We start from the raw sequence: 26,290 nt of genomic DNA, 5'->3' as shown, positions 1-26,290 counted from the left end.
CCTCTCCCCGCAGAGGCGCTGCGGGCGCGCTCCTGCGCCGCGCGTTGGTCGAGGCCTCATGGCAATGGGTCTTCCGTCACGGCGGTCGCGCGGTGCCGGGCGCGGATGAGCGCGATCACGGTGCCCGTGGTGCGGTCGAGATGGCTGGGGCCCTCGGGCAGCTGGTCCGGGCTGATGTAGCTGCGCGGCCCGAGGTGAGTGGCCGGGTCGAGCCGATGCAGGGTGACCTTCCCGGCACGACGGACCCGGTTCCATCCGCTACGGCGGAACAGGCGCCAACGCTGAGGGAAGATCCAGGTGCCGACCCGTTCGATCCGGTCGCTCACGCTGGTGAGCTGATGCACGTGCTCGGCATGGGTGAGGTCGTTGGCGCCGTTGTGGAACCCACCGAGCGTGATCACTATGAGCGGGGAGCGCAGCTGGGTGTGCAGTTCGAGGTCGCAGCTGGAAGTCCGTACCGGAGGGCGGAGGCAACGGAGCGTCATGACCTCGGCGAAGCCGGCGCTGGATGGGAAGGGCTCGGCACCGCCGTGTCGGCGGGCGCAGCCGTCAGCGCCGGGTGAGGGTGGACGGCGCCCCGGAGGACTGGTCACCTTCGACGCGCAGGCCCAGGGTGTCTCGGCCGGTCATCGTGACGATGTAGATAGTGCCGTTGGGGCAGGAGACGTCGGCCTCCTCTTCGGTGGAGTAGCTGCTGACCGCCTTGAGGACCATCGACGCCTTGCGTATCTCCTGCAGTCGCAGGGTATCGGTGCATCCCAGCTCACGTTTGAGGCCCACTTCGGTCACCCTGCTGACCTGCTTGCCCACCAGCTCATCTCGCTTTGCCGGGTGGAGAGTCAAAGTGACGGTGAACCGGTCGGTGGGGCGCCCAGTGGAGTCGTCAGGAGTGGGATTGCCCGGCCCTGTGCCGACCCATGTACCTGCCCAGGCCTCGGGAAGCGATGTGGCGGTGGATGTCGGCTCAGGCGTCCCGTCGGAGGCGTCATCGGTGGCAGTGGATGACGGCGCAGACGTCCCGTCGGAGGCGTCATCGTCGGAGGAATACCGCACGAGGAACGTGCCCGCCGCGGCCATCAAGGCCACGGCCATGGTCCCGGCGACCGCCCGGCCGGTACGGCCGGACACCCACCGTCGCACGGCGCCGACAGGCGGCAGGACGGCGGTCTTTGCGTCGGCGGAAGCCGGGCCGTCTTCGGGCTCACGTGACACAGCCGCCACAGACGGCAGTCGCACTGTTGCGGAGATCAACGCTTGCGCCTCCTCCTCCCGCACGGCGAGATCTCTCTCCAGCCCCTCGGGCAGCAACTGCGGCCAGGTACCGCACCGGCCGCCCAAGCGTTCCAACAGCACGCTGACGGTGCCGGGCGTGGCTCTCTGCTCGGGATCCTTGGCCAGACAGGACCGCAAGAGCGGGACCAGGGCCGCCGGAACGCCGTCGAGGTTCGGCTCCTGATGCACGATGCGGTAAAGCGGCACCGCAGGCGAGAACTCGTCGTTCGGGCTGGAAAACGGGCCCCGTCCCGTCGCCGCGTACACCAATACCGCAGCCAGAGAGAAGACGTCACCCGGTGCACCCGATTCCCCGGCACTCACCTGCTCCGGCGCCAGATAGCCGGGAGAACCGATCACACCCCCGGTCCTCGTGTGACGCGAGTCCTCCGTCGCGCGCGCGATCCCGAAATCGATGAGCAGAGGACTACGGCGGCCCAACAGCACATTGGACGGCTTGACATCCCGGTGGGCCAGCCCCGCCCCGTGTACCGCTGCCAGCGCCCCGAAAAGCTCGGCCGCCAGTGCTAGGACGCACTGCTCGGACAGCCGGCCGTATCGCCGCACCCACTCTGCCAGGGACGGCGCTGCCACGTACTCGGTGGCGAGCCACTGCGGGCGCTGCCCCGCCGGGCTGTAGTCCACCACCGCAGGCGTCCAGGGCGAGCGCACCCGGTCGCTGTTCCGGATTTCCCGCGCGAATCGCTCCTCGAAGCCCGGCTCCCGTCCGAACTCGGCACGCACCGTCTTGAGCGCCAGCGGACGCCCCGACACGGTCCGGGACAGATACACCCGTCCCATTCCACCCTCACCGAGCCGCGCCAGCAGTGGATAACCACCAACAGCCTCCGGATCCGCCGTGTCCAGCAACTCCACGCCCTGCCGCCCTCTCAGATCTGCACTGCCGATCAGGTTCAGTCCCCGGACCAGCACAGCCAAGCGCCGCATCCGTAGCATCGGCACCAAGCATCACCTGTCACACCTGCGCTACACCATTCTCAGCCACAACGTCCGGCAGTCCGAGAACCCGTCACCGGGCGAGAGGCCACGTGGGCGGCGGGAGAGCACACCTTGGCACAGCTCCCGATTTGTCCGGGTGTGCGCGCGTCGTGGCATCGGGTCGGAGCGGTGTTCCTGCAGCCTCGCGGTCGTCCAGGGGCCGGGGCCGTGAAGGTTTCGGTGCTCGGGCCGGGTGGGCGGTCTTCCAGCAGATGTGCCGGAAGTCACGGCGGACGTGGGCAGGGGCGAGTCCGCCCGGGAACTTGGCCTTCAGTCCGACGTGAGGTGACGGGCACGATCCATGCCTTTCCGCTCGTGCTGTGCAGCTGATGCCGGAGGAGGGCTACGCCGTGGTCACGATCCGCAAGGTCACCGTCCGCGCGGACGCCGATCCGGCGCTTGTCTTCTACCACGGCATCATCGGCGAACTGTTCTGGGCCATTTTCAGGCGTGGGTGCGGAGGCGGACCCGCGACGTCTGGAAGAGCTCCGGCCGGTGCGTGCTGTGGGAACTGAGCAGTGAACCGCACGGCTCTGCGCTCGCGATCGAGTTCATCGCTGCTCGCCGACCACAGGCCGTCGGTGTCCGCGGGTCGCCCCTCGGCGAGGCCTCCTCACCGCCACGCTGACCGTCCTGATCAGCGGCATGTCCCGGATCCTGGTCATGGACGAGGCTTTCGGCCCGAGCGCGGTCTGGCGGGCCTCGCACAGTGGGTGGAACGGGAAGGCGTCCACCGGCCCGTACCGCGCGGGCACGCCGAGAAAATCGCGGTCGATGGCGAGGGGGAGCCGGTCGTCGTGAAGCTGGGGGTGTGGCTCTCGAACACCAAATCGAGGCGCGACCGGCTTGCACAGGAACAGCGGGACGAGCTGCGGGAGCTGGGCATGGAAGGGGCCTGATACCAGCCGCGGCCGGTCTTTGAACCGGCCGGACACTCGTAGCGTCAGAGAGACCCCGGAGGAGCAGTCCTCCGGGGTCTCTTGCTGTCGGCGGGCGAGCGGGTCAGCTGGTGCCCAGGCGGGCGTCCAAGGGATGGGGGCAGTTGCTTTTGGCGTACCGCTTGCGCTCAGGACCGCTACCGGCCTCGATCCCGTCGACCTGGACGAGGCCGTTCTCCAGCAGCCGGGACATGGCCGAGCAGACCTGGCCGTAGTGCAGTGGCCGGTCGTGACCGAACTTTCGTCGAAGGCCCGCTTGAGGTCGAAGCCGTGGTGGGGGCCGGACTCCAGGAGGCCTAGGAGTGTGTGACTGATGGGGTCTTCGGGGCGTATGGCTCACTCGGTGCGCAGGCCGTCCGGGCGCATCAGCCGGAGCAGTGGTGGCAGGCTGAGCACGGTCACCAGCAGGACGACGGCGGTGGCGATACGCGTCTGATACGAGTGGCCCGCCCCTTCGGACGGGGGGCCGGGTGTGCCCTTATGCACAACCCGGATTACGACCGCTGGCTGTACTCGCACACGCCCTCCCAGGCCGAGGGCGAGCGCGATGAACCGGCCGAGTGTGCGGCAGTGGCGCAGCACCCGGGCGTCCCCAGGACCGAGCCGTCCCAGGTGGAGGGCGAGCGGGTGGACGACTTCCGGACCGCATGACCGCCGGTAGACGACCGTGAGCGGCGCGGGGTGGCGCGCGCCGCTGGTCTGTTCAGGGATCACGTGGAGCGCGTGCCAGGGTCACGGAGGGAGCAGGCCTCGCGTCTCCATCTGCCGCGGGAAGCGTTCCGTGAGGATGATCATTGCTTCAGATTCATCGTCACGGTGAGCGACCCTCGCGGCTGAGGAACCTCTGGGTCAGATGATGCATCTGTACACCCGAGCTGCCTGTCATGTCCGGTGAGCGCACAGAGTAGAAGTCAGTCGATCTGTTGTCCTCAGGCCCGTGCGGCGGCTCGTGTAGTCCAGCACCCGACTCCGCCGGCTCTGGCCAGCAAGGTGGGCACGGAGGCGAGCGCGGCCAGGAACGTACCGGAAGGCACGGGTGCAGTTGCCTCGCCGAAGGTGAACACAGCGGCTCTGACCAGCCACATCACAAGGAAACCGGAGGACGCCGCACGTGCGCATCGCCTTCCTGCTGCACAACGCCTACGCGATGGGCGGCACCGTACGGACGACCATGACACTCGCCGACACGCTCGCCGGGCGACATCAGGTGGAACTCGTGTCGGTCTTCCGGCACCGCGAGAAACCACGGCTGGGGCGGTCGCCGGAGGTGCCGCTGCGGGCCCTGGTGGACCGGCGCGAGGGAACCGCGGACGGGGCGGACCCTCTCGCCCGGCGGGCCGGAGAGGTCTTCCCTAAGGGGGACAGCCGCTCGCACCAGTACCACCGGCTCGCCGAGCAGCGGGTCATCGACTGGCTGCGGGAGACGGACGCCGACGTCGTCGTGGGCACCAGGGCCGGACTCAACGCGCTGCTGGCCCGGTTCGGGCCACGACATGCCGTACGCGTCGGCCAGGAGCACCTCACCCACGACAACCACCCGCACCGACTGCGGACGGATCTCCAGCGCTGGTACGGCGGTCTCGACGCGCTGGTCACCATGACCGAGGCGGACGCGCGCGATCACCGGCGCGGCATGCGGCTGCCGCGCACCCGGGTGCTGGCCATCCCCAACAGCGTCCCCGAACCCTCGGTGCCGCCGGCCGACGCGGCGGCCAAGGTGGTCGTCGCGGCGGGACGCTTGGCCCGCGTAAAGCGGTACGAGATGCTGGTCGACGCGTTCGCCCTGGCCGGTGCGGTCTGCCCCGACTGGTCCCTGTGCATCTACGGGGACGGCGCGGAGCGCGCCCGGATAGCCGACCGGATAGCCCACCACGGGCTGGGTGACAGGGTCTTCCTGATGGGTTCGGTCACGCCCATCGAGGCCGAGTGGGTCAAGGGCTCCATCGCCGCGGTGACCTCCGCGCACGAGTCGTTCGGGATGACGATCGTGGAGGCCATGCGCTGCGGCCTGCCCGTGGTGAGCACCGACTGCCCGCACGGCCCCGGCGAGATCATCCGCCACGGTGTGGACGGCTGTCTCGTCCCGCGCGACAGCACCCGGGGGGTGGCCGACGCGCTGTTGGCACTGATGCGGGACGACGGACGGCGTGCGGAGATGGGCAGGGCCGCCCGGGCCAGTGCGGCGAAACGATTCGCCCAGGATGGCATCGCCGATCGCTACGAGCGGCTGTTCAGCACACTGGTGCAGGAGCGGGCCGGGTGGTCCGGTCCTCCACCGCCCGGCCCGGCCGACTGGCGCGACCGTGCCACCCTGCTCGCCGCCACGGCCGGCATCCTCGCCCGCGCAGGGGTGCGCCGCGGGCGGCGCACGCTGGGCCGGGTCGCATGAACACGGATCGCACCGTGGCCTCGGCACAGCGGATGCTGTGGATCGTGGTTGGCGGATTCTGTCTGGTGTCGGCCGTCCTCGTACCTCTCACACTGCCGCTCGGCTGGGACGAGCTCGTGTACGCCAGCCGCTTCGGACCGTACGGTCCCGCGACCCCGTTCAGCGCCCCGCGTACCCGAGGGGTCCCCCTGTTGCTCGCTCCGATCGCCTCCTGGAGCGACTCGACGGTGTTGCTCAGGGTGTGGCTGCTCCTGCTGGCCGGCGGTGCGCTCTGGCTGGGATTCCGGCCCTGGCTGCGCATCGTGCACCGCCCGGCGACGGTGTGGGTGGCGGCCGGACTGTACGGCAGCCTGTGGATCACCCTGTTCTACGCCGGTTCCGCGATGCCGAACCACTACACCGCGATGGGTGCCACCGCCGCGGTGGGCTGTTTCCTCGCGCCGCGTCCCCGGTACGCGGGTGTCGCGGCAGGCTTGGCGGTGGTGACCCTGATGCGGCCCAACGACGGTGTGGCCGTCGCCGCGCCGCTGCTCCTGGCCGCCGTACTGATGCCCACACTGCGCGGCCACGGCCGCCTCCGGGGGCGTCTGTCGGCCGTGGCGGCCGGACTCATGGCGGGTGCGCTGCCCTGGGTCGTCGAGGCCGAGGTGCGGTTCGGCGGGGTGCGCAGCCGGCTCGCGGAGGCCGACCAGGTCCAGGGCGGTCTGCGGGCCGTCTTCTCCCTGCGCGCCCATCTCACCGCGCTGGACGGCCCGCTGCTGTGCCGTCCCTGTACGGGCGACACCGTACGGCTGTCCGTGACGGAGTGGTGGGTGCTGCTGCCGCTGCTGGTCGGCCTGGGGATGTGGGCGGAACGCCGGGCGCGTCGGTCCGCTGCGCCGCTGTGGCTGTCCGTGGCGGTGGCGGGGGCCACTGCGGCGCCGTATCTCTTCCTCGTCCCCTACGCGGCGCCGCGGTTCCTGCTGCCTGCCTACGCCCTGCTGGCGCTCCCTGCCGCTGTCGGGATCCTCGCCGTCGTCCACCGGGCCCGCACCCGCCGTTCGCTGCCGACAGCCGCGGTGCTCACCCTGGCACTCCTCGGGCACTGGGGCATCCAGGCCGACCTCGTCCACACCCATGCGGGCATCCAACAGCGGGCCCGCGGAGACTGGAACCGGATCGCCTCCGTGCTGCGCGAACACGGGGTGCACCCGCCGTGTGTCCTCGCGGGAAACACCTCGACGATTCCCATCGCCCACACCGCGGGCTGCACTGTCACGGAGACGAACACCCCTGAGCACCCCAGCGCGCTGGTCCTTCGCGAGCGGAACCCACCGCACTGGGCGCGCGACTGGCCACGTTTCCCAGTGCCGGACACCTACAACCCCGGATGGACCGTCCTCGTGCGTCCATGACGGCCGGCGGTGCGCCTCAGGACCGGTAGGGCCATGCGGCCCCCGAGGTCCACTGCGGCGCCGACGACTCCCAAGGTGCCTTCGCGTCCGGGCCCGAGAAGTGCGGCGCCCGGCGCATGCCCCACTCCACGACCACCACCGCGTCACCACCGCCCACCACTTCCTCGACGACCAACACTGACAGCCCGGAAAACACCGTGCTGACAAGGGAGTTGACATCCATCACAAGATCATGGTGAAGGACGGCTACCTGGTATCACCACCGATACGGGCCACAGCCGTACGTCTTACAGCCCCTGTGGTCACGGACAACGAGAGGAGTGGACGGTCCATGGCTTCGTGGACCTGCCACCGAGCCCACAGACGGCGGGCACTTCCGGTCCGTCCGTATCCGGCCCGGCCTCGACCACGCACACGTGGTCGAGGCCAGGTCGGCCGGTCAGCGTAGGAGTCTGCGGATGATGGTGGTGGCGGCGCTGATGTCGGTGGGCTGCCCGGTGAGGAGCTCGCGGTAATAGAAGGACTCGGCGACCCGGACGACGGCGTAGGCGAGGGTCGGGGCGTCGATGTCGTCGGGTTCGCCGATCTCGGACTGGATGAGCCGGCTGACGGTCTCGACTATGCGGCCCTGGATGACGCCGTCACGCGAGGTCATCACCCGTAGTGCGGTGTCGGGGTGGTCGGCGACGAACCGACGCATGGCCGGCAGTTGTGCGCTGGTGGTCAGCATGGCGTGAACGAGGTCGGCGACCTTGTCGGCGCCTTGCCCGCGGCTCCGGGGGTAGATCTGGGCGAACTCGGTTGTGGCGATCGCCCAGATCGCCTCGCCGATCAGGCGGTCGCGGTCGCCGTAACGCCGATACAGGGTGGCGCGGCCGATGCCGGCCTCGGCAGCCAGCGCCCGTGCGTCGATCCAGCCGTCCCGAAGGAACATCGCGACCGCAGCGCGCAGCACGGGCTCGTCCGGGGGCAGCGGAGGCGGAACCTCTTGCATTTGAGACATCACCGTCCTAGTGTCTCACTCCTATCTGGCGAGACACATGTACATCGGTGTCTCACTTTTGGAGGGAGTGGCTGTGGCCACAGTGAGGCGGACAATGCCGTTCGCGATTTATGTCGCGATGTTCGCGGCCCTTGCGCTTCAGAGCGACCTCACGGGGTTCATGGTCTGCAACCTGCTGGTGCAACTGGCCGTCTTCGTCGTGGGTGCGTGTCTGCCGGCCCACCGCACCGGGTTCATGTCCTATGTGGATGTGGCCTGGCCGTGGGGCCTGGCCCTGATCGGGGTGCAGGTCCTGGTGTTCGGTGGCCTGGATTCGCCTGTGGCTGTCGCCACTGCGGCGATCTACCTGCTGATGGGCATGCGTATGGGCGCCTGGGCGCTGCGGTTCATGGTGTTCAAGCGGTTGCCCGGTGAGTTGCCGCGGTACCAGTACCAGCGGCGCCGCTGGGAGCGGGACGGGTTCCGCAACGAGAAGGTGTCGCTCCAGGTCGAGATCATGGTCCAGTGCGGTGCCAACATCGCTGTGCTCGCGGTCCCGGCCGCGCTCGCCACCGTGCGCCCGGCCCGCCTCGATGTCGTGAGTGTCGCGGCGATCGCGCTGTGGGCGGTGTTCTGGGTCTTCGAATCGGTGGCGGACCTGCAGAAGGCCCGTTTCGCCGACCGTACCCGACGAGACGGTGTGCGCCGCACCTGCGACATCGGGCTGTGGGGCTACAGCCGTCACCCCAACTACTTCGGTCAGTGGATGCAGTGGAGCAGTCTCATCCTGTTGTCGCTGCCCGTGCTGATCGACCGCTGGCCACACCATCACATCGTCTTCGGCCTGCTCACGGCCCTCGCCCTGGCCTGGATCTCGTGGACCACGTACCACATGCTCGTGCACTACACCGGTGCCGTTCCCGCCGAGTATTTCAGCCGGCAACGACGCCCCGACTACATCCGCTATCAGCGCGTCACCAACCGGTTCTTTCCCGGGCCCCGACGGACCACTCATCAGTGAGCCCTTCCGAGTGCCCTATCGGTGACGAGGCAGAGCGGCGGGCACGGGTGCCGCCGCCCTCCCGCACCGCTGCCGGCTCGCCTCCATCAATGGCAGCGGCCAACAGCTCAACAACCGCCTCCAGGCCATCGAACGGGACACCGGCGCGGCCCGACCAGTACGGCCTGGAAAAACACCCTGCTGGAAAGGGAGTTGACGTTCATCACAAGATCACCGGCCAAGGGTGACTACCCGGTGTCACCACCGACTACAAGGCCAGAGCCGTTCGTTTTACAGTCCCGCACGCGAAGATCACCGATGTGGTGAGGTGAGGACGCCGCGCGACAGAGCGACGGTGACGGCTGCGGTGCGGTCGTTGACACCCAGCTTGACGAACGTCCGCAGCAGGTGCGTCTTCACCGTCGCTTCGCCGATGTACAGCTGCCGACCGATCTCGCTGTTGGACAGACCTCGCGCGACGAGGCCGAGTACCTGAACCTCGCGTGGGGTCAGCTGCTCCCCGGCCGGCGCCTGAAGGTGAGTCACCAGCCGGGCGGCCACCGGCGGGGCGAGGACGGTTTCACCGCGGGCCGCCGCCCGGATCGCGTCGGTCAGGGTACCGATCGGGGTGTCCTTGAGCAGGTAACCGGTGGCGCCTGCCTCGATCGCCGGCAGGATGTCGGCGTCGCCTTCGTAGGTGGTCAGCACGAGCACGCGAATGCCGGGGTGTTCCTGGCGGATGCGCGCCGTCGCGGTGGCGCCATCGGTACCCGGCATCCGCAGGTCCATGAGGACGACGTCCGGGCGCGTCGCGGCGGCGAGGACGATCGCCTCGTCGCCGGAGCCGGCCTCGCCGACGACCCGCAGGTCGTCGTAGGCCTCGAGCATGCCGCGGAGGCCGAAGCGTACGACGGGATGGTCATCGACAATCAGGATGTGGACAGTCATCGAGCCGGTTCCGCCCGCTCAGTTGTCGGGTGTGGAGCTGAGATCAAGCACAGGCTGCAGGCTACGCGCCGCCTGCTCGGCTGGGGGCGGCGGCAGCTCGACCCGCACCGTGGTGCCCTGGCCGGGAGCCGATCGCACCGTGCAGGTTCCGCCGAAGCTGGAGGCGCGGGTGCGCATGCCGAGCAGGCCGTATCCACCCCGGACGGTGGCCGGGTCGAAGCCCTGGCCGTCATCGGTCACGACCAGCGCCATGAGGCCGGAATCGTGGCGTAGCTCGATCCGCACCGTCGTGGCGGCGGCGTGCCTGCCGATGTTGGCCAGGGCCTCCTGCGCGGTGCGCAGCAGGGCGATGTCGGTGCCAGTAGATGTGCCGGACCGCTCGCCGACGATCGAGACCTCGACGCGCGTACCCGTGTCGCGAGTATGCCGGGCAGCGAGCCGGTCCAGCGCATCCGCGAGCCCGCGGCCGGTCAGGTCGACCGGGGCCGATGCGGCGATCAGCGAGCGTGCCTCCGCAAGGTTCTCGCGGGCGGTCTTCTCCAGGATGTCGAGCTGGCCGTCGGCGGCCGTCGGATCACGGAGCAGGGTCGTCCGTGAGACCTGGGCGAGCATGAGGATGCTGGTGAAGCCCTGCGCCAGGGTGTCGTGGATCTCGGCGGCCAGGCGTTCACGTTCGGCATGGACGCCTGCCTCGTGGCCCGCGCGTTCCAGTGCAGCCCGCGTCCGGGTCAGTTCCTCGATCAGCGCGGCCCGCTTGCGGTTCTGCTCGCGGATGCCGGTCAGATAGGCGCCCACGAGGATCGTCACGGTCAGGGGTACCAGAACGGTCACGCCGACCATCGCCAGCGTGTAGCGGCTGACTCCGGCCCGCGCCACCATGGCCCAGGCGAGTTCGGCGTAGAGGATCAACAACAGCGGTAGACGTACCCGCCACCTCGCGACCATCACGAACAACTGTGGGCAGAGCGCGAACAGCAGTGCGCCACCGATCGGGGCGATGGCGAGCAGAAGCGGGAACACGACCGCCAGGACGGCGAAGTAGGCCGCACCCCAACGCTCGTCGCGGTTCTCCATGGCTCGCGGAGCGACCAGGGCATAGCAGGCGACGATGACAGCGAGCGTACCGAGGGCAAGCAGGCGTTGTCCGAGCGCCACGGTGACGTCGGCCGCTATGGCAATGGCAAGAGGTATCGCGACGGCGCCTACGAGGACGTGCCATCCGACGCGGTAGCGGTACCCGAAGTCGACGGTGCTGCGTACTGCCACGCCCTGTCCACCTTCGCCCGCAGAGATCTGGCCGCCAGTCTACGGGCGGCCACGTCCACGGTGCCCGACTCGGCGCCGAGGAACGTCCACGCACCGGTGGGGCCGTGCGTACGTCGATCGGTTGACGACGGGGTCCAACCAACCGTTGTCGCCGCCTCGGCCTCAGAACCGTCACGCTCGTTGTCGAGAACTTCGGCTCCCCACCTGGAGATACCCCATGAAGAAGAACTGGTTCGTCCTCGGCCTCGGCGCACTCCTGGCCTTTGTCGGCGTGGGCTGGACCTTGCAGGGACTCGACGTCATGAAGGGCTCGGCGATGAGCGGCGTGACGCTGTGGGCGGTCGTCGGGCCGATCGTGGCGATCGTCGGTCTCGTCGTGCTGGGTGTCGGCTTCGCCCGGCTGCGCAGGGTGAGCCGGTAAGCGCCGATCAGACGTCCGGTATCGACATGGAGACTCAGAAGACAGATCAGCCGGCACCGGGAAGACCGCCCAAGCAGTGGTACGGCGAGCTTGCCGGCGTCGCGGCCACCGCACTCGCCCTGGGCCTCGGTGAGCTGGTGGCAGCCGCGACGGGCGGGCCCTCAGCGCCCCTCGTGGCGGTAGGTGGAGTCGCCGTGGACGCCGCGCCGACTCCGGTCAAGGAGTTCGCCGTCGCGGTGTTCTACACGTACGACAAGCTGGCGCTGCAGGCGGGAATCGTGCTGGTGCTGGCGGTGTTCGCCGCGTTCATCGGTGTACTGGCCATGCGTCGGCTCTGGTACGGGCTGGTCGGCGTCGCTGTGTTCGGGATGATCGGCGTACTCGCATCAGCCACCCGGCCCAGCGCCACGTGGGCGTACCCGCTGCCGTCGGTGGTCGGTGCACTGGCCGCTGCCGGCCTTCTGGTGCTGCTGCGGCGCACCCTGCCGCGCCGTGCGGCGGTAGCGGCGCAGGATCTGGGGGACGACACCAGCCCGGGCGACACGGACGTGGCGGCGCAGGGAGACCGCACCCCCGCGCAGGGCGCCCGTTCGCCGTCGCCGGATGCCGACGCCGACGTCTCGGTGGTGGACGGCGCGGGACAGCCACCAGGCCGGCGACGGTTTCTCGTGCTTGCGGTCGGGGCGATCGGTGCGGCCGCGGTGGCCGTACCGGGAGGTCGCAGGCTCTGGGCACAGCGGGTGGCCGCGGCCCGGGCCGCGGTGGTTCTTCCGTCCCCGTCGAGCCCCGCACCGCCACTGCCCGCCACGGTCTCCGTCCGTGTGCCCGGAGTGAAGCCGTTCGTGACCAGTACCACGGACTTCTACCGGATCGACACCGCTTTGACGGTGCCACAGATGGAACCGAAGGACTGGCGGCTGAGGATCCACGGTCGGGTAAAACGGCCACTGACTTTGACGTACGAGCAATTGCTGGCACGGCCGATGGTGGAGCGCTACATCACACTGGCGTGTGTGTCCAATGAGGTCGGCGGCGAATTGGTCGGCAACGCCCGGTGGTTGGGGGTACCGATCAAGGACCTGCTGGACGAGGTCGAGCCGGACGGCGGGGCGGATCAGGTGGTGAGCCGTTCCGTGGACGGCTACACGGCAGGTACGCCGACGGCAGCGTTGCGTGACGGGCGGGACGCGTTGCTGGCGGTCGGGATGAACGGGGAGCCACTGCCGGTGGAGCACGGGTTCCCGGTCCGGATGGTGGTGCCCGGGCTGTACGGATACGTATCGGCGACGAAGTGGTTGACGGAGCTGGAGCTGAGTCGTTTCTCGGACTTCAGCGCCTATTGGGTACGGCGGGATTACGCGGCGCTGGCTCCGGTGAAGACACAGTCGCGGATCGACACACCGGCCGCGGGCAGGCGGCTGGCGCCGGGGCCGGTGATGGTGGCCGGGGTGGCGTGGGCGCAGCATCGTGGGGTGTCCGCGGTGGAGGTCCGCGTGGATGACGGACCATGGCAGCAGGCACAGCTCGCTGCGGTGCCGTCGGTGGACACATGGCGGCAGTGGAGCTGGCAGTGGCAGGCGACGCCCGGCGAGCATCGGCTGCAAGTACGCGCCATCGACAACACCGGCCAGGTGCAGACAGGACAGGTGCACAAGCCGTTGCCCGACGGGGCGACCGGGCGGCACACGATCAAGGTCACGGTTGCCTGAGCATTTCCCGCCGGGCGGGGGCTCCCGCCTGAAGACATCTTCAAAGGGCTGCGGCCCAGGCCCTCAGGCCACCTGGTCGGGCAGCGGCCCGGGCTCTGCGGCACTGGCCTGTCGCCGGGCCACCAGCAGCCCGGCAGCGACGATCGCGGAAGCCAGCCCCAGAACCCCCACGGCTCCGGCCAGCGTGCCGACCGCCGATTCCAGGGCAAGGAGCACCAGCGGGCACACGAACGAGCCGCCGAAGAAGGCAGATGTCCACAACCCCGTGCCCCGGCCGCGATCCTCGTACTGCAACCGGGACATGGCACTGGTGAGCAACGACGGCAACAGCATGCCGGTGCCCAGGCAGTTGATCACCGCACCGACGATCATCAGCGGGACGCTGCCGGCGAGGAACATCACCCCGAAACCGGCCGCGCAAACCGCGAAGACGGCGGGCAGCATCGGCCCTGGGGAGCGCTTCAGGCGGGCGAAGGTGATCGCTCCGGCCACGGTGCCGGCGCTCGCGACCGCGGTGGCCAGACCGATCATGCCCGTGTTGGCCACTCCGAGGTCGTCGAGCAGGTACGCCATCTCCACGGGGACGGTGTAGAAGACGATCGCCGCGAAGAGGGTCAGGGCGCAGATTCCCGCCATCTGCCGCCAGAGGAACGGGCGACGTGCCGTCGGGACAACCTCCGTGCGCGTGCGCACCACCGGCCTGGGCAGGGTGAAGGCCATCACCGGGACGAGCAGCAGGCTCACCGCGTAGACCCAGAACGGCACCCGCCAGCCCGCCGCGCCGGCGGTACCGCCGAGCACGAAGAACGCCGTGGCCGACGCGGAGGTGCACATGGTCTGCAGGGCGAGGTACTTCATCCGCCGTTGGCCGGTGTAGTAGTCCCCGATCAGGGTGGTGCAGCAGGTCATGATCGCCGCCTCGGCGATGCCGACCAGGGCGCGGCTCGCGATGATCGCGCCCAGTGAGTCCAACCAGAGCGGCGCCGTGCCAAACAGCGCGTACAAGACGGTCGCCACCAGCAGCAGACGCTTGCGGCCCAGGCGGTCCAGGATCACCCCGGCGAACGGAGCCAGCAGCGCCAGTGCCAGCGCCGGAACGGTCAGCGCGAGCGGGACAAGTGCCTTGGCACCGGGGGTCGAGGCGAAGTGTTCCTGCATCCTGGGGAGCACCGGAGCGATCAGCACCGCCCCCAGGACGGGCAGACAGCTGCCCGCCATCAGTGCGGTCACCCGTAGCCGGTGCGCCGGGCCCGACACGCCCACGGGCGGCGGGGCGGACTCATCGAGCGTGGTGGAGGGCAGGGGCACGGAAGCAGGCATGGCGACTCCAGGGACTCGGGGGGAGCGGGCATGCCGCACAGGCGCCGACGGCGCTCGGCATGCTGAGGAGGACCTCACGCCGACGGCGAATCCGGACAGCGGCGTGCAGGTGGCACGACTATGCGGCCTTCATGGCCCGCAGCCCACCCTCCGCGCCATCCGAATCCCGTATCCGCGCATCCACGCGCTGGATGGGGCGTCGCGGTCTCCGCAGGGCGGGCTACGGTTGCTGCCGATCGTGGTTCGGGGCTCGGGCTGCTATCGCCTTGGTGACCGCTCTGTCCCTCAGGGACCCACGTCATAGCAGCTCAGAGTCGATGCTGCGCGGACTCGGACGGGCGCTGGCGCGGTGGCGGGCTGAATGCAGGATCACTGCTGGGTCGTGGCCCCGAAACCGGCTCTTTCGCAGGTCATAGCGTTGCCATCGATGTTCCGGGTCAACGTTTGGTGGGCGACTTGGCATCGGTGTAGCGATCTGGCAAATACGCACGCATGACGGCTGGGGCTGTCAAGGCGCACGATGCTCCGCCCCGGCGGTTGCTGAAGTAGGGGCGCCGAGTTGCGCATCGTGGACGGGAAGTCCCGGCCGTTGGTCCACCGAGCCGTGATCAGGCGGGGTTGGCCCCATCCGGGGTCGCCCCCGTCGCTGTACCCGCTGCTGGATCCGTGCTGAATATCCTGAAGTTCACGGGCCGCTACGGGGCAACTGGAGCCCACGGCGGGCAAGGTGGTGCCTTTTCCTTGGAATGTCATCCCGGCGAGTGTTACGGCTCGTCGAGGCGGGTGGCGGGTGGCGGGTGGCCGGGAAACCGGGCAGCGGCTCACGGCGGGCGTTGGCCGCGGTTCGAGTCCTGGGCGGGAGCCACAAAACATGGCTGGTCATGCCAACGGCGCTGACTTGCGTATTTACGCCACCGTGGCGGTTGAGGGGCGGGCATGGCTGGTGCCGGTCCCACCGGGGGCGGGTTCGACGGCTGCCGAGTCCGCGAGCGCGGCGAGTAGATCCACTCCCTCGGGTTGATGTCTTCCATGACGTCAGCGGTGGATCGCGCTCTGATCAGAGCGCGACGTCGAGCCCAGCCGGGCGGCGGACCATGACCAGGCCCGGAGCGGGCTCACGGCGATAGCCGGGAGCGAGCCGCAGGTCGGGGAAGCGCTCCAGCAGCTGTTCCAGGACGACGCGGGACTCCAACCGGGCCAGTGGTGCGCCGAGGCAGGTGTGGATGCCGTAGCCGAAGGTCATCGGAGTGGCCTGTCCCGCCGGGCGGTCGAGAGAGTAGTCCGCGGCGTCGGCGCCCCAGGCCCGGTCGTCCCAGTTGGCCGACTGGAGGCTGACGGCCAGGCGGTCGCCGGGTTTGACGGGGCAGCCGGAGATCTCCCGCTCCTGCGTCACGGTGCGCAGAACGTACTGCAGGGGCGCATCGTGGCGCAGGGACTCCTCGATCGCCGTGGGGATGAGGGACCGGTCGGCGAGCAGCCGTTCCCAGTGGCTGCGGTCTGCCAGTAGTTCGTGGAGGAGGTTGGTGATCAGGCTGGCAGTGGTGTCCGTGGCGGCCAGGATCAGCTGGAGGGTGTGCATGACGGCCTCGGCCGGAGTGAGCGGTGGCTCGCCGTCAGCGGGGTGCGCGAGACCGTCCAGGACGCCCTTCCCGGTGGCCGGGGCGGCAGCCCGGGCGGCGAACTGCTCTCCGAGATAGCGGGTGAGTGCCACGAACTCCGGCATGTCGATCGGCACCTGCGGGAGGATGTCGTCGATCGCGTCGGCCCACCGGTGCAGGCGGTCCCAGTCTTCCTCCGGCAGACCGAGGAAGGCATACATCACCCGGGTCGGTACCCGACGGGCCAGGTCGTGGTAGATCTCGGCCTTCTGGCCGGGCTGCCACGCGTCGAGGATGTCGGTCACGATGTCGCGGACACGTGGTTCCTGCTTGCGGAGCACGGCGGGAGCGAACCAGCGCCTGAGACGAGCGCGCAGTGCCGTGTGGTCGGGCGGGTCCAACATGGTGATTATTGCCGCTGGCAGGTCGGCTGTCGTGCCACCGCTTTCCAGGGCGAAGTTGTCGACGGACGAGTACGCCTCATGGGCGGTGAGGACGTCCCGTACGTCGTCGTGGCGGGCGAGAAAGTGCACGCCGGGGCGCGGCTGGGACACCGGGCAGCGGTCGCGGGCCTCGGCGAGCCGGGCCGCGGGATCGGCGTTGTGGGCGGGGTCGAGCGGATCGTAGGGGGCGAGGTGCGGGAGAGTCATGGGCACGTCCTCATGTAGGGGTTGTCGTACAGGCAGGGGCAGGGGCAGGGGCAGGGGCTGGGGTCGGCGCTGCAGCTCCGAGGCGCTTGAGTTTGATGACGGGAAGCCGATGATTGACCGCCACGGCGGTTGCCGTACCCCCGTCGTGACGCCATCTCAGCAGCGCACTGCGGTCGTCCACCGATCCGGCGAGGACTTCGGGGGCTCCGGTGAGGGGGAGTTCGCCGCTGATCTTGATATCGAGTCCGCACTGCTCGGTCCAGAAATAGGGATCGGGCCGGTAGGGCTGCGCAGACTCCCCGTGCAGCAGGCTCGCCGCGGCTGCCCTTCCCTGCTCGACCGCGCTGGTCCAGTGGGGAGTCCGGCGCCCCTGGCGTGATACGACGTCTCCGGCGGCGACGATGCCGGGAGCGACGCGGCAGCAGGCGTCGGTGACGATGCCGTCGCCGGCGTCCAGGGCCAGGCCGGAGTCCCTGAGCCATTCGGTGTTGGGTACGTCGCCCGCCGCGCAGACGATCACGTCGGCCTCCAGGACCGACTCCCCGCAGCGCACGCGGTGTTCGTCCAGTACGTCGACGCCGTCCGGCGCGACCCGGACCCGGATGCCGAGGTCACGGGCGGCCGCGACAGCGAGATCGGCCAGCCACGGCCCGAGCAGCCTGAGCAGCGGCGGTACGAGGTCGACGACGGTGACCTCCAGGCCGAGGGCGCGGCAGGTGCTGGCGACCTCCATGCCGAGGAAGCCGCCGCCCAGCACGATCGTGCTGCGGGCCGTGGTCAGCCTGGCGGCGAGGGCCGAGGCGTCATCCAGAGTGCGCAGTACCAGGTCGCTGTCGCCGGTGAGGCGGCGTGCCCGGGCGCCGGTGGCGAGCACCAGCCCGTCGTACGGTATGCCGGTGCCGTCGGCCGTTGTCACCAGACGGCCGTGCATGTCGAGCCGCGCGGCCCGTGCTCCGGTGTGGAACTCGATGTCCCCGCTCGGCGGCGGCAGTTGGGCCGACTCCGCCGACTCCCGGCCTGCCAGCACGCCTTTCGAGAGTGGAACGCGCGAGTAGGGCGGATGCGGCTCCTCGGAGAGCACGGTCACCTGGCCGTCGTAGCCCTCGGTACGCAGGCTCTGCGCCGCCGTGACCGCGGCGATGGACCCACCGACCACGACGATCCGTTTCACGGCTGCACCTGCAACGCCGCGACGGGACATACCCGAACGGCGGCCGCGACGACAGTCTCGTGCTCCGCGTCCACCTCCTCACGCGTCAGGTGCAACTCGCCCTCGTCGTCGAGCCGGAACACCTCGGGCGCGGTCTGTTCGCACAACCCGTGGCCCTCGCAGCGGTCGAAGTCGACCACGATCCGGGTCATCTCACTGTCCTTCCATGCGTACGGTGACGGAAAGCGAAGTCGCGGCGGTCGCACCGCCGGTCTGGTTCCAGGCCTGCCGGCTTCCGCTGAGCCCGTTGACCGAGCCGTCCATCACGTCGCCGTCGCGCAGCAGTCGGCCCGAGTGGATGCCGTTGCCGACCGGGCTGCCGGTGAGGATCAGGTCGCCGGGAAGCAGTTGGGCGTTCTATATGTCCTCCCGAATGCGGTGCCACTAATTTGGCCCGCAACTTATGATCTGGGAAATCGATTCCCTGGATATCTGAATCCAAATGAGAAATACCCGCACGCTCTGCCCCGGCACTGGGACGCTTCGTGAATCTGGCAAGCCTCGACCTCAACCTCGTCGTCGCCCTGCGCGATCTCCTGGAGGAGCGCAACGTCACCAATGCCGGCCGCGCATCGGGCTCAGTCGGCCCGCCATGAGCGCCGCCCTGGCACGGCTGCGCCGCCACTTCGACGACGACCTGCTCTCCCGGGCCGGCGGACGCTACGAACTGACCGCCCTCGGCATGGCCCTCCTCGACCGCACCGCCTGCGGCCTAATGGAGCGTGTCTTCACCAGCCAGGCCGATTTCGACCCCCACCCGCGAGGAACATGAGTTGGCGATGGCCGCCGTGATCCGGTGCCCGTGTTCGGCCGCGCCCTGACGGTCCTCGCGCAGGACCACGGTCCGGCCGTCGGAGCCGAGCCTGCTGTAGCTGCCCGCTGCGTAGCGGCCGGTGAGATCGCCGAGCAGGACAAGGTCAGCCGCGGCTCGGGGCAGCCGGTGAAGGCCCAGTCGCTCGCTCGGGTGAATTGGACGTCGGGGTGAGTCCGTCTGCTGGGTGTGGTGTGGCACTGTGGGGTCGTCTCGCAAGGACGTGGACGCCACCCAGGCCCGCTAAAACCACGGGTGGTGTCCGGAACCGACCTCCAATCGGTGCCAGGCGAAGCCTCCAGGATGGCTGTCCTGGAGGCCTTCGTATGCCTGGCTCCTCAGCGGAGGCAGACGTCCCCATCGCGGCTCGACCGAGATCGATTCCGAGCGCCGCCAGAGGAGTCCTGACCCGCTCGACACCGCCTCGACCTCGGCCGACTCGGAGCCAAACAGAGGGCGATTGCCTCTGACTGGCTCCGAGCAGCTCGGGTCGAATCGGGGTCGAATCAGAGCGGTTTCCTCTGACTGCCTCCGATCGCCTCTGCAACCCGTCCTAGCAGGTCACAGCCGGTCCGATCCCGGAAACCCGCAGGTCAGAAAGGTGCTCCAGGAATACCCGGCGTATAGCCCGACTCGTCTGCTGAACCCGCTCTGACCATGGATTTCTCCCTGATCAGTGCGGGTTTTTCTGTGCACCAGTGCGTTGGTCGCGGTCACAATCCGCGACCAAGGGTCGTCATGTGGCTGGCGGCTCGGCCAGCAGAACGACCCGGTCGGCCGCCACAGTGAAACCCGAGCACCGGATGCCCGTAACCGCCCTCCGGGTCCATGAACACCGGCCTGCCCAGGCGCTGCCCGATCGCCCGCAGAAAGCTGCAGAGCACATCGAGTCGCTCCTGCCCCTGCAATTCCCGCAGATCGATATCAAAGTCGACCTCCTCCGCCGCAAGGAAGCGGAAGATCGCCAGCACGTCAGATGTCGGCCAGACCCGCAGTTCCGGACACTCGACATCATCAGGACGGGACAACACCGCCTCCGCCCGCGGCACCGGCATCACCACATCACCCTCGGAATACCGGGACCTCCACCCGCTCGCGTCGATGAGGTCAAGGACCGCCTGCCAGTCCGCCACAGAGGCATCGGGGACGCGCACATCCGGCAGCGATCCCATTACCTCAGGATCAAAGAAGTACTTGACGTCATCCCACACCAGATCGGGCACGCCGCCATGCTCCCTGACAGGGATTCCCCACGCAGCCCGATTTTCCCGACTACCCAGGGCACCGGAGGGCGTTCGGCGGGCGCCGGGCCCGCAGTCGTCTGTGACCCGGGCCTGTCGTCAGGCTGCGGTGACCTGCTGGGCGAGCAGGAGTGCCAGGGGGCCGCCCTGGAGCAGGAAGCGTCCCTGGGTGGCGGCCTGGATCGCGTCGGCCATCGGCCACCACATCAGCTTGAAGTCCGCTTCGCTCGGCGTGAGTTGCTGCGGGCCGCAGGTGAGACCTTCGGCCAGGAAGAGGTGGATGCGGGCGGTGGAGTTCAGGGTGATGGCGTACGAGCCGAGAGGGCGCCAGGTTTGGGCGGTGACGCCGGCTTCCTCGCGTAGCTCGCGACGCGCGCACTCTTCCGGTGTCTCGTCATCTTCGCGGCGCCCTCCGGGCAGGAACGCGTACTCGCCGCCGTGCTTGGGGAATTGGGCGGTCAGGACGGCGATGGTGCTGTCCGTGTCTCGGGCCACGATGACGGAGGCGTCGCACATCGCCCCTCGCTGGGATGTGTCGCTCATGGCCCGGGAGCGTAGCTCCTACGGGGCGAGCATGGCGGCGAACGGCACGTTCAGCACGGTGGGGTGGGCAATGCCACGACCGTGGTAGCCGTCCTCGCCGAAGGCGTCGCCGTGGTCGGCGCACATGATGATCAGCCATCTCTTCTTGCCGGTGAGTCCTTCGACCAGGCGGCCGAGGTGTTCGTCCGTGTAGGCGAGCGCGGCGGCCTGGGAGTGCCATGAGTCGTTGCTGTCGCCGGTGTAGTGGCCGTGGGGGACGTGGGTGGCGGAGACGTTGACGAACAGGAAGAGCGGGCGGTCGGCGTACTGTTCGGCGACGGTCAGGGCGTGGTCGACCTGGTGGCGTGTGGAGTCGGGCTCTGGGGAGCAGAACTCCGGCCGCCAGTGGTCCTCGTGGAACATGTCGGGCAGCACCGACCCAAGCGGTGTCTCCCGCGAGAAGTAGGTCACGCCGCCGATGCACACGGTGCGGTAGCCGTGCTGGGCGAGCCCGGTGAGGAGGCTCGGCGCGTCGAAGACGAACGTGCCCGTATCGATGGCTTTGAAGGCTGGCGGGCGGCACTCCCACAGCCTGGGCGGCTGCACGGGCTGGGGCAGCTTGGGCAGGAAGCCGGAGAAGAACGCGATGTGCGCGGGGAGGGTGAAGGTGCCGGGGGTGCGGCGTTCCTCCCACACCCCGCCCGGCAGGATCTTCGCCAGACGCGGGGTCTGACCGGCATGCAGGGCCGCTCGGGCGACGTCGTAGCGCAGGGAATCGAGGGTGACGAACAGGATGCTGGTGCCGCTGGTGATGACCTCGGCCGCGTCGATCACCGTGCCTCCACCAGGTCGCGGCGCTCGGTGATGTAGCCCTTGGCGTGGTCGTTGACCGGGATAGGAACCCGGTCGGAGGCGATCATCTCTCGCAGTCTGGCCAGACCGGTGTCCTCGGTGACGGGCTGGCCGTCCGCGTCGTAGAGGCAGATGGTGATGGTCAGCCGCTCGCCGTCGCCGGTCGTGGTCAGCCATGCGCCGGGGACGGAGCCGAGTGCCTTCATGGCGTGCAGGAGCTGGGCTTCGTCGGCTGTGCCGAGGCTGGAGACCTGGCAGCCGAGGTGCTGGGCGTTGATGGCCCCGCGGCAGAATCGCCGGTGGAACTCGGCCGTGGTGGGGTGCCCGTCGTGGGCCACGGCCATCTGCCGGGCCTTGCTCATCACGACGAAGCAGGCGGCGACCCACCAGGCCACGCCCTCGTGGATCTCGTCCGGGAACGCTCCGGCGATGCGGCCGTCACGGATGACGGTGTCGGTGGCGATCGCATTGAGCACGCCTGACCTCCAGGTGCTTGATGATGATGTCGGCCAGGTCGTCCGGGCTCCGGCCGTCGGTAGGCAGCGTGATGGCGCTGGGGTCCTCGTCGGCGACGGCCCGGAAGTTCTCCCGGAGCCGGGCCAGACGTCCGGGGACGCTGAACAGGTCGGTGTCGTCCTGCTTCACGTCTGTTTTGGTCCCCATCCGCTCCTTCAGCGAGTTGTCGGAGCTGAGGAGGTAGAAGGTGGCGTCCGGCTCCACCAGGTAGGGCCCGAACGGAGAGATCAGCTCCTTCACCTGGTCCAGGCCGACGCCGTTGACGGCGGCGTGACAGGCCATGACCGAGGAGGCGTACCGGTCCGCGACCACCGGCCCCACAGCGAGGTATTGCCGTATGGCGTCGGAGGCGTTCAGGAGACCGGAGAGGTAGAAGGCGAACTGCGGCAGCGGCCGCATCTCCTGGTTGACCACGTTGGACCAGCCGGTGTGCGGATCGGTGAGGGTGTGGATCGCTGTGGCGCCGAGCTGCTTGGCCAGTAGGCGGCTGATGGTGGACTTCCCGACGCCTGAGACGCCTTCCAGGACCACGAACGGCCCATGACGTTCGTAAGCCTCGGGCGTGTACGGAGCGCGCAGAGGGCTCATAGCGTGCCCTCGGTGAAGGCGGAGACGTGCTGGGCCACGGCCGCGGGGACCTGCTCGGGCTGATCCAGCAGTGACCGGATGTCCAGGCGCAGGTCGTCGCGCAGAAGGCAGGGCTGGACTCCGCCGGCGTGGTCCATACGCAGGGCCCAAAAGCCCTCCACGCACTTGGCCTTCACCGGGCAGGCGCCGCACTGGCCGACGTGGTGGCGACCCAGTTCGCGGTGGATGACGTCGATCTCGATGCCGTCGATGCGGAAGATCCGCCGTCCCTGGCCGACGCCGGAGATCTCTACTTCCTCCTCGCTGGTCAGCGTGCGCAGGTGGTTGATGAGGCCTTGGGCCCCGATGGCCGAGGACTTCCGAGCGGTGTTGAAGTCGGTATCGACCAGTTCGATGAACTGCACGGGCAGCCTGCGTTCGAGGGCGAAGGCGAGGATGTCGCGCAGCTCGTGTTCGTTCTCGCGCTGGATGAGGGTGTTGAGCTCCACTCGCTCGAACATCTCGTGAGCGGCCTCGATGCCGTCCAGGACGGCCGCGACGCTGTAGCGGGTCTGGGCGATGGACCGGAAGGACTCGTCGGAGAAGTAGTGCAGGGAGACCTTCACTTTGTCCAGGCCAGTCGTGGCGAGCCAGTCCTGATGCGTGCGCACCAGCAGCCCGTTCGTGATCAGCGTGTAGGACACGTCCGGACCGCGAACGGGGAGCTGGGTGAGGACCGGCTGCGCCAGCTTCGATGCCAGCGGTTCGCCGCCGGTGAAGTACACCCGCTTCAATCCGGCACCGATCAGCTCACGCAGCACGTTCACGTAGTCGTCGGCGGTCAGTTCGCGGGCGCGGGGCTTGGCGTCGCGATGCAGGTATGTGAAGGGCGGCGGGACGTCGCCCTCGTTGTGGCAGAACCAGCACTTCACGTTGCAGACGGGTGTCAGCGAGACCCTGAGCTGTCCGCGTAGAGCGGCGAAGTTCCGCAGTGCGGTCCAGTCCAAGGCGGCAATCGGGAGCGGAACGGTCATGACCTGGTACTCCTTACGAAGCGTGCAGTTGTGGTTCGGCGGCTGGCCGCCTCTGGTGGCGGTAATGGGGAGGGCTCGGCGGTCAGGTGCGCCCACACGCGTTTCCCGCCGTGCACCACTTCGGCCCCCCAGTCGTCGGCAACGGCTTCGACCAGTCGCAGGCCCCGCCCGTGCTCGGCGTAACCGTTCGGCGTCGCGGCCGTGGGCCGTACGCGGGACGTGTCGGTGACGGTGATCCGCGCTGAGTGCGGGCCGGTCCGGGTGACCGACGCGCCGATCGTGGTGGCGTCGGTGTGCTTCAGGGCGTTGGTGACCAACTCGCTGACGACCAGTCCGGCCACATCCACCAGACGGGACAAACCCCAGGCCTCCAGAGCGCGGGTGACGTCATGGCGTGCGTGAGGAACGGACTCTTCTTTTGCCGGGTAGCGCTCGTGGTAGCGCTGCGGCCCTACGGGTGCTGCGGTCACGGTCATCGCACCGCCCTACCTTTTGCCTGGCTCTGGGGCGCGGAGCGAAATCGTGAGGGCGCGAGGGGGCATGAACAAGTCCCTTTCGGTGGTGCGGTCGTGAGGAGCGCACATCGGCTGTGACAACGAGACAACTCCCGTGTGCAAAGCGTCACCGGACTTCTCGCCGGACTTCCGGCGGACTTTTTTCGAGGCGCCGGACTTTTCCCCTTCGGAGAGACGGCTACCGTCAGCAGGGCAGACACCTTCGGCTACGGGGAGGCACGAGGTGGACGAGACGCTGACGCCGTTCGCGCGCGCATGCATCGAGCGCGGATGGAGCAAGCCGTCAGAGTTCATCCCGGCCTTCGACGCGACCGCCGAACTGGTCGGGGAACAAGTCAGTGTGACCGATCGTCAGTTCAGACGGTGGCGCCAGCCACAGCCGCCCAAGCCGCATCCCCCGGCCTGGCGGGTGCTGCACGCGATGTTCGGTACGGACCCTGTCGACCTCGGCTTCCCGGGGCCGGGTCCCAGCACGACGGCGGGCGCGCTGCGCGCGTGGCCGGAAGAGGTGAGCGTGGACCGCAGGACCTTCTTCGCCGATTCTCTCGGCCTCGCCGCCGGACTGCCGGGTGTGGGATCACGGGAGAGGGCCGGGATACCGGAAGCCGTCGGCACCGCTCATCTCCTCGAACTCCGCGAGGGCCTGCGGTCCCTGTACACCCTGGACGACGCGTACGGCGGCGGCGACGTCCGCTCTCTCGCCGTCCGGCACCTGCGGCGTGTCCGCCGCATCATCAACACGAGCAGCTTCCCTGACACCATCGGCCGACAGCTCCAACTGCTGGTGGGGGAGACGGCCGAGCACTGTGCCTGGCTCTACTACGACGCCGACGACCAGGACAAGGCCCGCGGCTACTGGGGCGAGGCGCTGACTACGGCGACCATGCTGCACGACGCCGGGCTCCAGGTACTGGTCTTGGTCTCGCTGAGCATGCAAGCCAGCTACGAAGGCCGGCCCCGCGACGGCTACGACCTCGCTCGCGCCGCCCACCAACTCGCCGTCCCCTTCGGCTCTCCCGTGCTGCTGTCGCTGATCGCCTCCCGCGAGGCCCGCGCCTTGTCCCTGATGAAGGACCAGAGCAGCGCTCGCAAGAGGCTCGCCGAGTCCATGGGCATGGTCGAACGCTCCGAACGCGGACGGCCCGCACCGGACTGGGTCGCGTTCCACGGGCACGCCGAACTGGACTACGCCCAAGGCCTTCTCTACTCCGAGACCGGGCATCACAAGGCCGCGGTGCCCTTCCTGCGGGCAGCGCTCGCCCACCAGGACCGGTCGTACGGACGTAACAGGGCCTTGTACCGCATGACCTTGGCCCGAGGCCTCGTGCAGGCCGGCGAGGTCGACGAAGGAGCTGCCGAAGCCGTCGGCAGCCTCACTCACCTCGAAGAGGTCGAGTCCGGCCGCGTGACTCGCCGCCTCACGGAAGTACGCGACCTGCTGTGCACCATCGGCGCGACCAGCGCCCGCGACGCAGCCGAGCACCTGACCGAGTACACGCAGCAGAAGGGAACCGCCTGATGGCCGAGGTGACGTACGAGCGGCATGACGGGCCGAAAGCGGTCGCGCAACTCGACGCCTTCCTCCCCGCGTACGAAGAGGTCTACGTCGAACCGCCATACCGCGAAGGCCCCCGCGACGTCGCCGAGTTCATCGACCACTACCAGGCCCAGACCCAGCGGCCCGGCTTCCGCCTCGTTCTCGCCCGCGACGGCGGAGAAGTCGTGGGATTCACCTTCGGCTACCACCTTGCCCCCGATACGCGCTGGTGGAAGAACCTCCAGGACGTCGAACTCCCGGACGACTTCACCCGCGAGACCGGTGAGCGGACCTTCGTCATCATCGAACTCGCGGTACGCAGGCCGTGGCGCCGCCGGGGCATCGCTGCCGCGCTCCACGCGCGGCTTCTTGAGGGTCTGAACGCAGAGCGGGTCACGTTGACGATGCGACCCGAACCCGAGGCGGCCCCCGCGCAAGCCGCCTACGCGGCGTGGGGGTACCGGAAGGTCGGACTCTCCCACCCGTGGGAGGACGCGCCGTATTACGACTGCATGGTCCGCGAGCTTCTCTGAAGCGGGATTGGGGGCTTGCGGCGGGGCCGTTCGACGACCCTCGGGCCGGACGGCGGCCGGTCCGGC

At 69.1% G+C, this 26,290-nt stretch carries 26 protein-coding genes and 6 pseudogenes; 11 read left to right on the top strand and 21 right to left on the bottom strand.

Annotated elements, in window-relative coordinates; all coding sequences use genetic code 11:
• Window positions 1–56: 56 nt before the first annotated feature.
• The 3 genes and pseudogenes from AB0I98_RS28735 to AB0I98_RS28725 form a co-directional block, all read right to left on the bottom strand.
• Entirely contained in the window at window positions 57–485 is a 429-nt protein-coding gene (locus AB0I98_RS28735; protein WP_362946938.1) for a hypothetical protein, read from the bottom strand.
• A gap of 64 nt (window positions 486–549) precedes the next feature.
• Entirely contained in the window at window positions 550–2,205 is a 1,656-nt protein-coding gene (locus AB0I98_RS28730) for a serine/threonine-protein kinase (RefSeq protein ID WP_362947032.1), read from the bottom strand.
• Window positions 2,206–2,270: 65 nt separating this feature from the next.
• A pseudogene (locus tag AB0I98_RS28725) lies at window positions 2,271–2,521 on the bottom strand (hypothetical protein); the annotation flags it as partial.
• Between the two features lie 433 nt (window positions 2,522–2,954).
• Here AB0I98_RS28725 and AB0I98_RS28720 point away from each other — a divergent pair.
• Window positions 2,955–3,170, top strand: a pseudogene (locus tag AB0I98_RS28720) (helicase associated domain-containing protein); the annotation flags it as partial.
• Window positions 3,171–3,321: 151 nt separating this feature from the next.
• Here AB0I98_RS28720 and AB0I98_RS28715 read toward each other — a convergent pair.
• Together AB0I98_RS28715 and AB0I98_RS28710 are read right to left on the bottom strand one after the other, a co-directional pair.
• Window positions 3,322–3,524: pseudogene (locus AB0I98_RS28715) on the bottom strand (PadR family transcriptional regulator); the annotation flags it as partial.
• Between the two features lie 21 nt (window positions 3,525–3,545).
• Entirely contained in the window at window positions 3,546–3,695 is a 150-nt protein-coding gene (locus tag AB0I98_RS28710; RefSeq protein WP_362946936.1) for a hypothetical protein, read from the bottom strand.
• On the opposite strand from AB0I98_RS28710, the gene AB0I98_RS28705 reads away from it, so the two are divergent.
• From AB0I98_RS28705 to AB0I98_RS28695, 3 genes are all read left to right on the top strand, one after another.
• Window positions 3,690–3,860, top strand: a complete 171-nt coding sequence (locus AB0I98_RS28705; protein WP_362946933.1) for a hypothetical protein — start codon at window positions 3,690–3,692, stop codon at window positions 3,858–3,860. The genes AB0I98_RS28710 and AB0I98_RS28705 overlap by 6 nt on opposite strands.
• Before the next feature lie 460 nt (window positions 3,861–4,320).
• Window positions 4,321–5,598: a glycosyltransferase gene (locus AB0I98_RS28700; protein WP_362946930.1), complete on the top strand. Its 1,278-nt coding sequence runs from the start codon at window positions 4,321–4,323 to the stop codon at window positions 5,596–5,598.
• Complete coding sequence (locus AB0I98_RS28695) at window positions 5,595–6,992, top strand: hypothetical protein (RefSeq protein WP_362946927.1); 1,398 nt, start codon at window positions 5,595–5,597, stop codon at window positions 6,990–6,992. The genes AB0I98_RS28700 and AB0I98_RS28695 overlap by 4 nt, the downstream gene beginning before the upstream one ends.
• 16 nt (window positions 6,993–7,008) lie before the next feature.
• Here AB0I98_RS28695 and AB0I98_RS28690 read toward each other — a convergent pair whose 3' ends face one another.
• Entirely contained in the window at window positions 7,009–7,215 is a 207-nt protein-coding gene (locus AB0I98_RS28690) for a hypothetical protein (protein ID WP_362946924.1), read from the bottom strand.
• Window positions 7,216–7,431: 216 nt separating this feature from the next.
• Entirely contained in the window at window positions 7,432–7,986 is a 555-nt protein-coding gene (locus tag AB0I98_RS28685; protein ID WP_362946916.1) for a QsdR family transcriptional regulator, read from the bottom strand.
• 103 nt (window positions 7,987–8,089) lie between these two features.
• Between AB0I98_RS28685 and AB0I98_RS28680 the strand changes: the two genes are divergently transcribed.
• A complete protein-coding gene (locus AB0I98_RS28680; protein ID WP_362946913.1) occupies window positions 8,090–8,995 on the top strand; it encodes a DUF1295 domain-containing protein in 906 nt (301 codons plus the stop codon).
• Between the two features lie 291 nt (window positions 8,996–9,286).
• Here AB0I98_RS28680 and AB0I98_RS28675 read toward each other — a convergent pair whose 3' ends face one another.
• Together AB0I98_RS28675 and AB0I98_RS28670 are read right to left on the bottom strand one after the other, a co-directional pair.
• On the bottom strand, window positions 9,287–9,922 hold the full coding sequence (locus tag AB0I98_RS28675; protein ID WP_362946911.1) for a response regulator transcription factor: 636 nt from the start codon (window positions 9,920–9,922) through the stop codon (window positions 9,287–9,289).
• An 18-nt stretch (window positions 9,923–9,940) separates the two neighbouring features.
• The gene (locus AB0I98_RS28670; RefSeq protein WP_362946908.1) at window positions 9,941–11,188 is read right to left on the bottom strand and encodes a sensor histidine kinase; all 1,248 of its coding nucleotides are present in this window, start codon (window positions 11,186–11,188) and stop codon (window positions 9,941–9,943) included.
• 217 nt (window positions 11,189–11,405) lie between these two features.
• Here AB0I98_RS28670 and AB0I98_RS28665 point away from each other — a divergent pair, with 217 nt between their 5' ends.
• Both AB0I98_RS28665 and AB0I98_RS28660 read left to right on the top strand, forming a co-directional pair.
• Window positions 11,406–11,609 carry a hypothetical protein gene (locus AB0I98_RS28665; protein WP_062705398.1) on the top strand — a complete coding sequence of 68 codons (204 nt, stop codon included), beginning with the start codon at window positions 11,406–11,408 and terminating at the stop codon, window positions 11,607–11,609.
• 26 nt (window positions 11,610–11,635) lie between these two features.
• Entirely contained in the window at window positions 11,636–13,318 is a 1,683-nt protein-coding gene (locus AB0I98_RS28660; protein WP_362946904.1) for a molybdopterin-dependent oxidoreductase, read from the top strand.
• A gap of 63 nt (window positions 13,319–13,381) precedes the next feature.
• Here the strand turns inward: AB0I98_RS28660 and AB0I98_RS28655 are convergent, their stop codons facing one another.
• The 5 genes and pseudogenes from AB0I98_RS28655 to AB0I98_RS28635 all read right to left on the bottom strand — a co-directional run.
• Window positions 13,382–14,638: an MFS transporter gene (locus tag AB0I98_RS28655; protein ID WP_362946901.1), complete on the bottom strand. Its 1,257-nt coding sequence runs from the start codon at window positions 14,636–14,638 to the stop codon at window positions 13,382–13,384.
• A gap of 1,057 nt (window positions 14,639–15,695) precedes the next feature.
• A complete protein-coding gene (locus AB0I98_RS28650; RefSeq protein ID WP_362946898.1) occupies window positions 15,696–16,886 on the bottom strand; it encodes a cytochrome P450 in 1,191 nt (396 codons plus the stop codon).
• 10 nt (window positions 16,887–16,896) lie between these two features.
• A complete protein-coding gene (locus tag AB0I98_RS28645; protein WP_362946895.1) occupies window positions 16,897–18,057 on the bottom strand; it encodes an NAD(P)/FAD-dependent oxidoreductase in 1,161 nt (386 codons plus the stop codon).
• On the bottom strand, window positions 18,054–18,248 hold the full coding sequence (locus AB0I98_RS28640) for a ferredoxin (RefSeq protein WP_362946892.1): 195 nt from the start codon (window positions 18,246–18,248) through the stop codon (window positions 18,054–18,056). The genes AB0I98_RS28645 and AB0I98_RS28640 overlap by 4 nt, the downstream gene beginning before the upstream one ends.
• A 1-nt stretch (window position 18,249) precedes the next feature.
• A pseudogene (locus AB0I98_RS28635) lies at window positions 18,250–18,450 on the bottom strand (fumarylacetoacetate hydrolase family protein); the annotation flags it as partial.
• A 131-nt stretch (window positions 18,451–18,581) separates the two neighbouring features.
• Here AB0I98_RS28635 and AB0I98_RS28630 point away from each other — a divergent pair.
• Both AB0I98_RS28630 and AB0I98_RS28625 read left to right on the top strand, forming a co-directional pair.
• Window positions 18,582–18,850: pseudogene (locus AB0I98_RS28630) on the top strand (LysR family transcriptional regulator); the annotation flags it as partial.
• Between the two features lie 42 nt (window positions 18,851–18,892).
• A complete protein-coding gene (locus tag AB0I98_RS28625) occupies window positions 18,893–19,081 on the top strand; it encodes a hypothetical protein (RefSeq protein ID WP_362946889.1) in 189 nt (62 codons plus the stop codon).
• 562 nt (window positions 19,082–19,643) lie between these two features.
• On the opposite strand, the pseudogene AB0I98_RS28620 reads toward AB0I98_RS28625, so the two are convergent.
• The 7 genes and pseudogenes from AB0I98_RS28620 to AB0I98_RS28590 all read right to left on the bottom strand — a co-directional run bounded on the left by AB0I98_RS28620 (window position 19,644) and on the right by AB0I98_RS28590 (window position 24,115).
• Window positions 19,644–20,130, bottom strand: a pseudogene (locus AB0I98_RS28620) (hypothetical protein).
• A 117-nt stretch (window positions 20,131–20,247) separates the two neighbouring features.
• The gene (locus AB0I98_RS28615; protein ID WP_362946886.1) at window positions 20,248–20,691 is read right to left on the bottom strand and encodes an NUDIX hydrolase; all 444 of its coding nucleotides are present in this window, start codon (window positions 20,689–20,691) and stop codon (window positions 20,248–20,250) included.
• A gap of 18 nt (window positions 20,692–20,709) precedes the next feature.
• Complete coding sequence (locus tag AB0I98_RS28610; protein WP_362946883.1) at window positions 20,710–21,504, bottom strand: STM4013/SEN3800 family hydrolase; 795 nt, start codon at window positions 21,502–21,504, stop codon at window positions 20,710–20,712.
• Window positions 21,501–21,998 (bottom strand): hypothetical protein, encoded by a 498-nt coding sequence (locus AB0I98_RS28605; protein WP_362946880.1) that lies wholly within the window; start codon window positions 21,996–21,998, stop codon window positions 21,501–21,503. Before AB0I98_RS28605 ends, AB0I98_RS28610 begins: the two co-directional genes overlap by 4 nt.
• The gene (locus AB0I98_RS28600) at window positions 21,961–22,626 is read right to left on the bottom strand and encodes a thymidylate kinase (RefSeq protein ID WP_362946877.1); all 666 of its coding nucleotides are present in this window, start codon (window positions 22,624–22,626) and stop codon (window positions 21,961–21,963) included. The genes AB0I98_RS28605 and AB0I98_RS28600 overlap by 38 nt, the downstream gene beginning before the upstream one ends.
• Window positions 22,623–23,639 (bottom strand): radical SAM protein, encoded by a 1,017-nt coding sequence (locus tag AB0I98_RS28595; RefSeq protein ID WP_362946874.1) that lies wholly within the window; start codon window positions 23,637–23,639, stop codon window positions 22,623–22,625. Before AB0I98_RS28595 ends, AB0I98_RS28600 begins: the two co-directional genes overlap by 4 nt.
• Window positions 23,636–24,115, bottom strand: a complete 480-nt coding sequence (locus AB0I98_RS28590) for an ATP-binding protein (protein WP_362946871.1) — start codon at window positions 24,113–24,115, stop codon at window positions 23,636–23,638. The genes AB0I98_RS28595 and AB0I98_RS28590 overlap by 4 nt, the downstream gene beginning before the upstream one ends.
• Before the next feature lie 262 nt (window positions 24,116–24,377).
• Here AB0I98_RS28590 and AB0I98_RS28585 point away from each other — a divergent pair, with 262 nt between their 5' ends.
• Together AB0I98_RS28585 and AB0I98_RS28580 are read left to right on the top strand one after the other, a co-directional pair.
• Window positions 24,378–25,673 (top strand): hypothetical protein, encoded by a 1,296-nt coding sequence (locus tag AB0I98_RS28585; RefSeq protein WP_362946868.1) that lies wholly within the window; start codon window positions 24,378–24,380, stop codon window positions 25,671–25,673.
• On the top strand, window positions 25,673–26,224 hold the full coding sequence (locus AB0I98_RS28580) for a GNAT family N-acetyltransferase (protein WP_362946865.1): 552 nt from the start codon (window positions 25,673–25,675) through the stop codon (window positions 26,222–26,224). Before AB0I98_RS28585 ends, AB0I98_RS28580 begins: the two co-directional genes overlap by 1 nt.
• The last annotated feature ends 66 nt before the right edge of the window (window positions 26,225–26,290 follow it).

Origin of the sequence: Streptomyces sp. NPDC050211 (assembly GCF_040656035.1) — a bacterium.
Classification (GTDB): domain Bacteria; phylum Actinomycetota; class Actinomycetes; order Streptomycetales; family Streptomycetaceae; genus Streptomyces.
The sequence above is the reverse complement of the archived record's forward strand: the minus strand, read 5'-3'. Positions and strand labels throughout refer to the sequence as shown.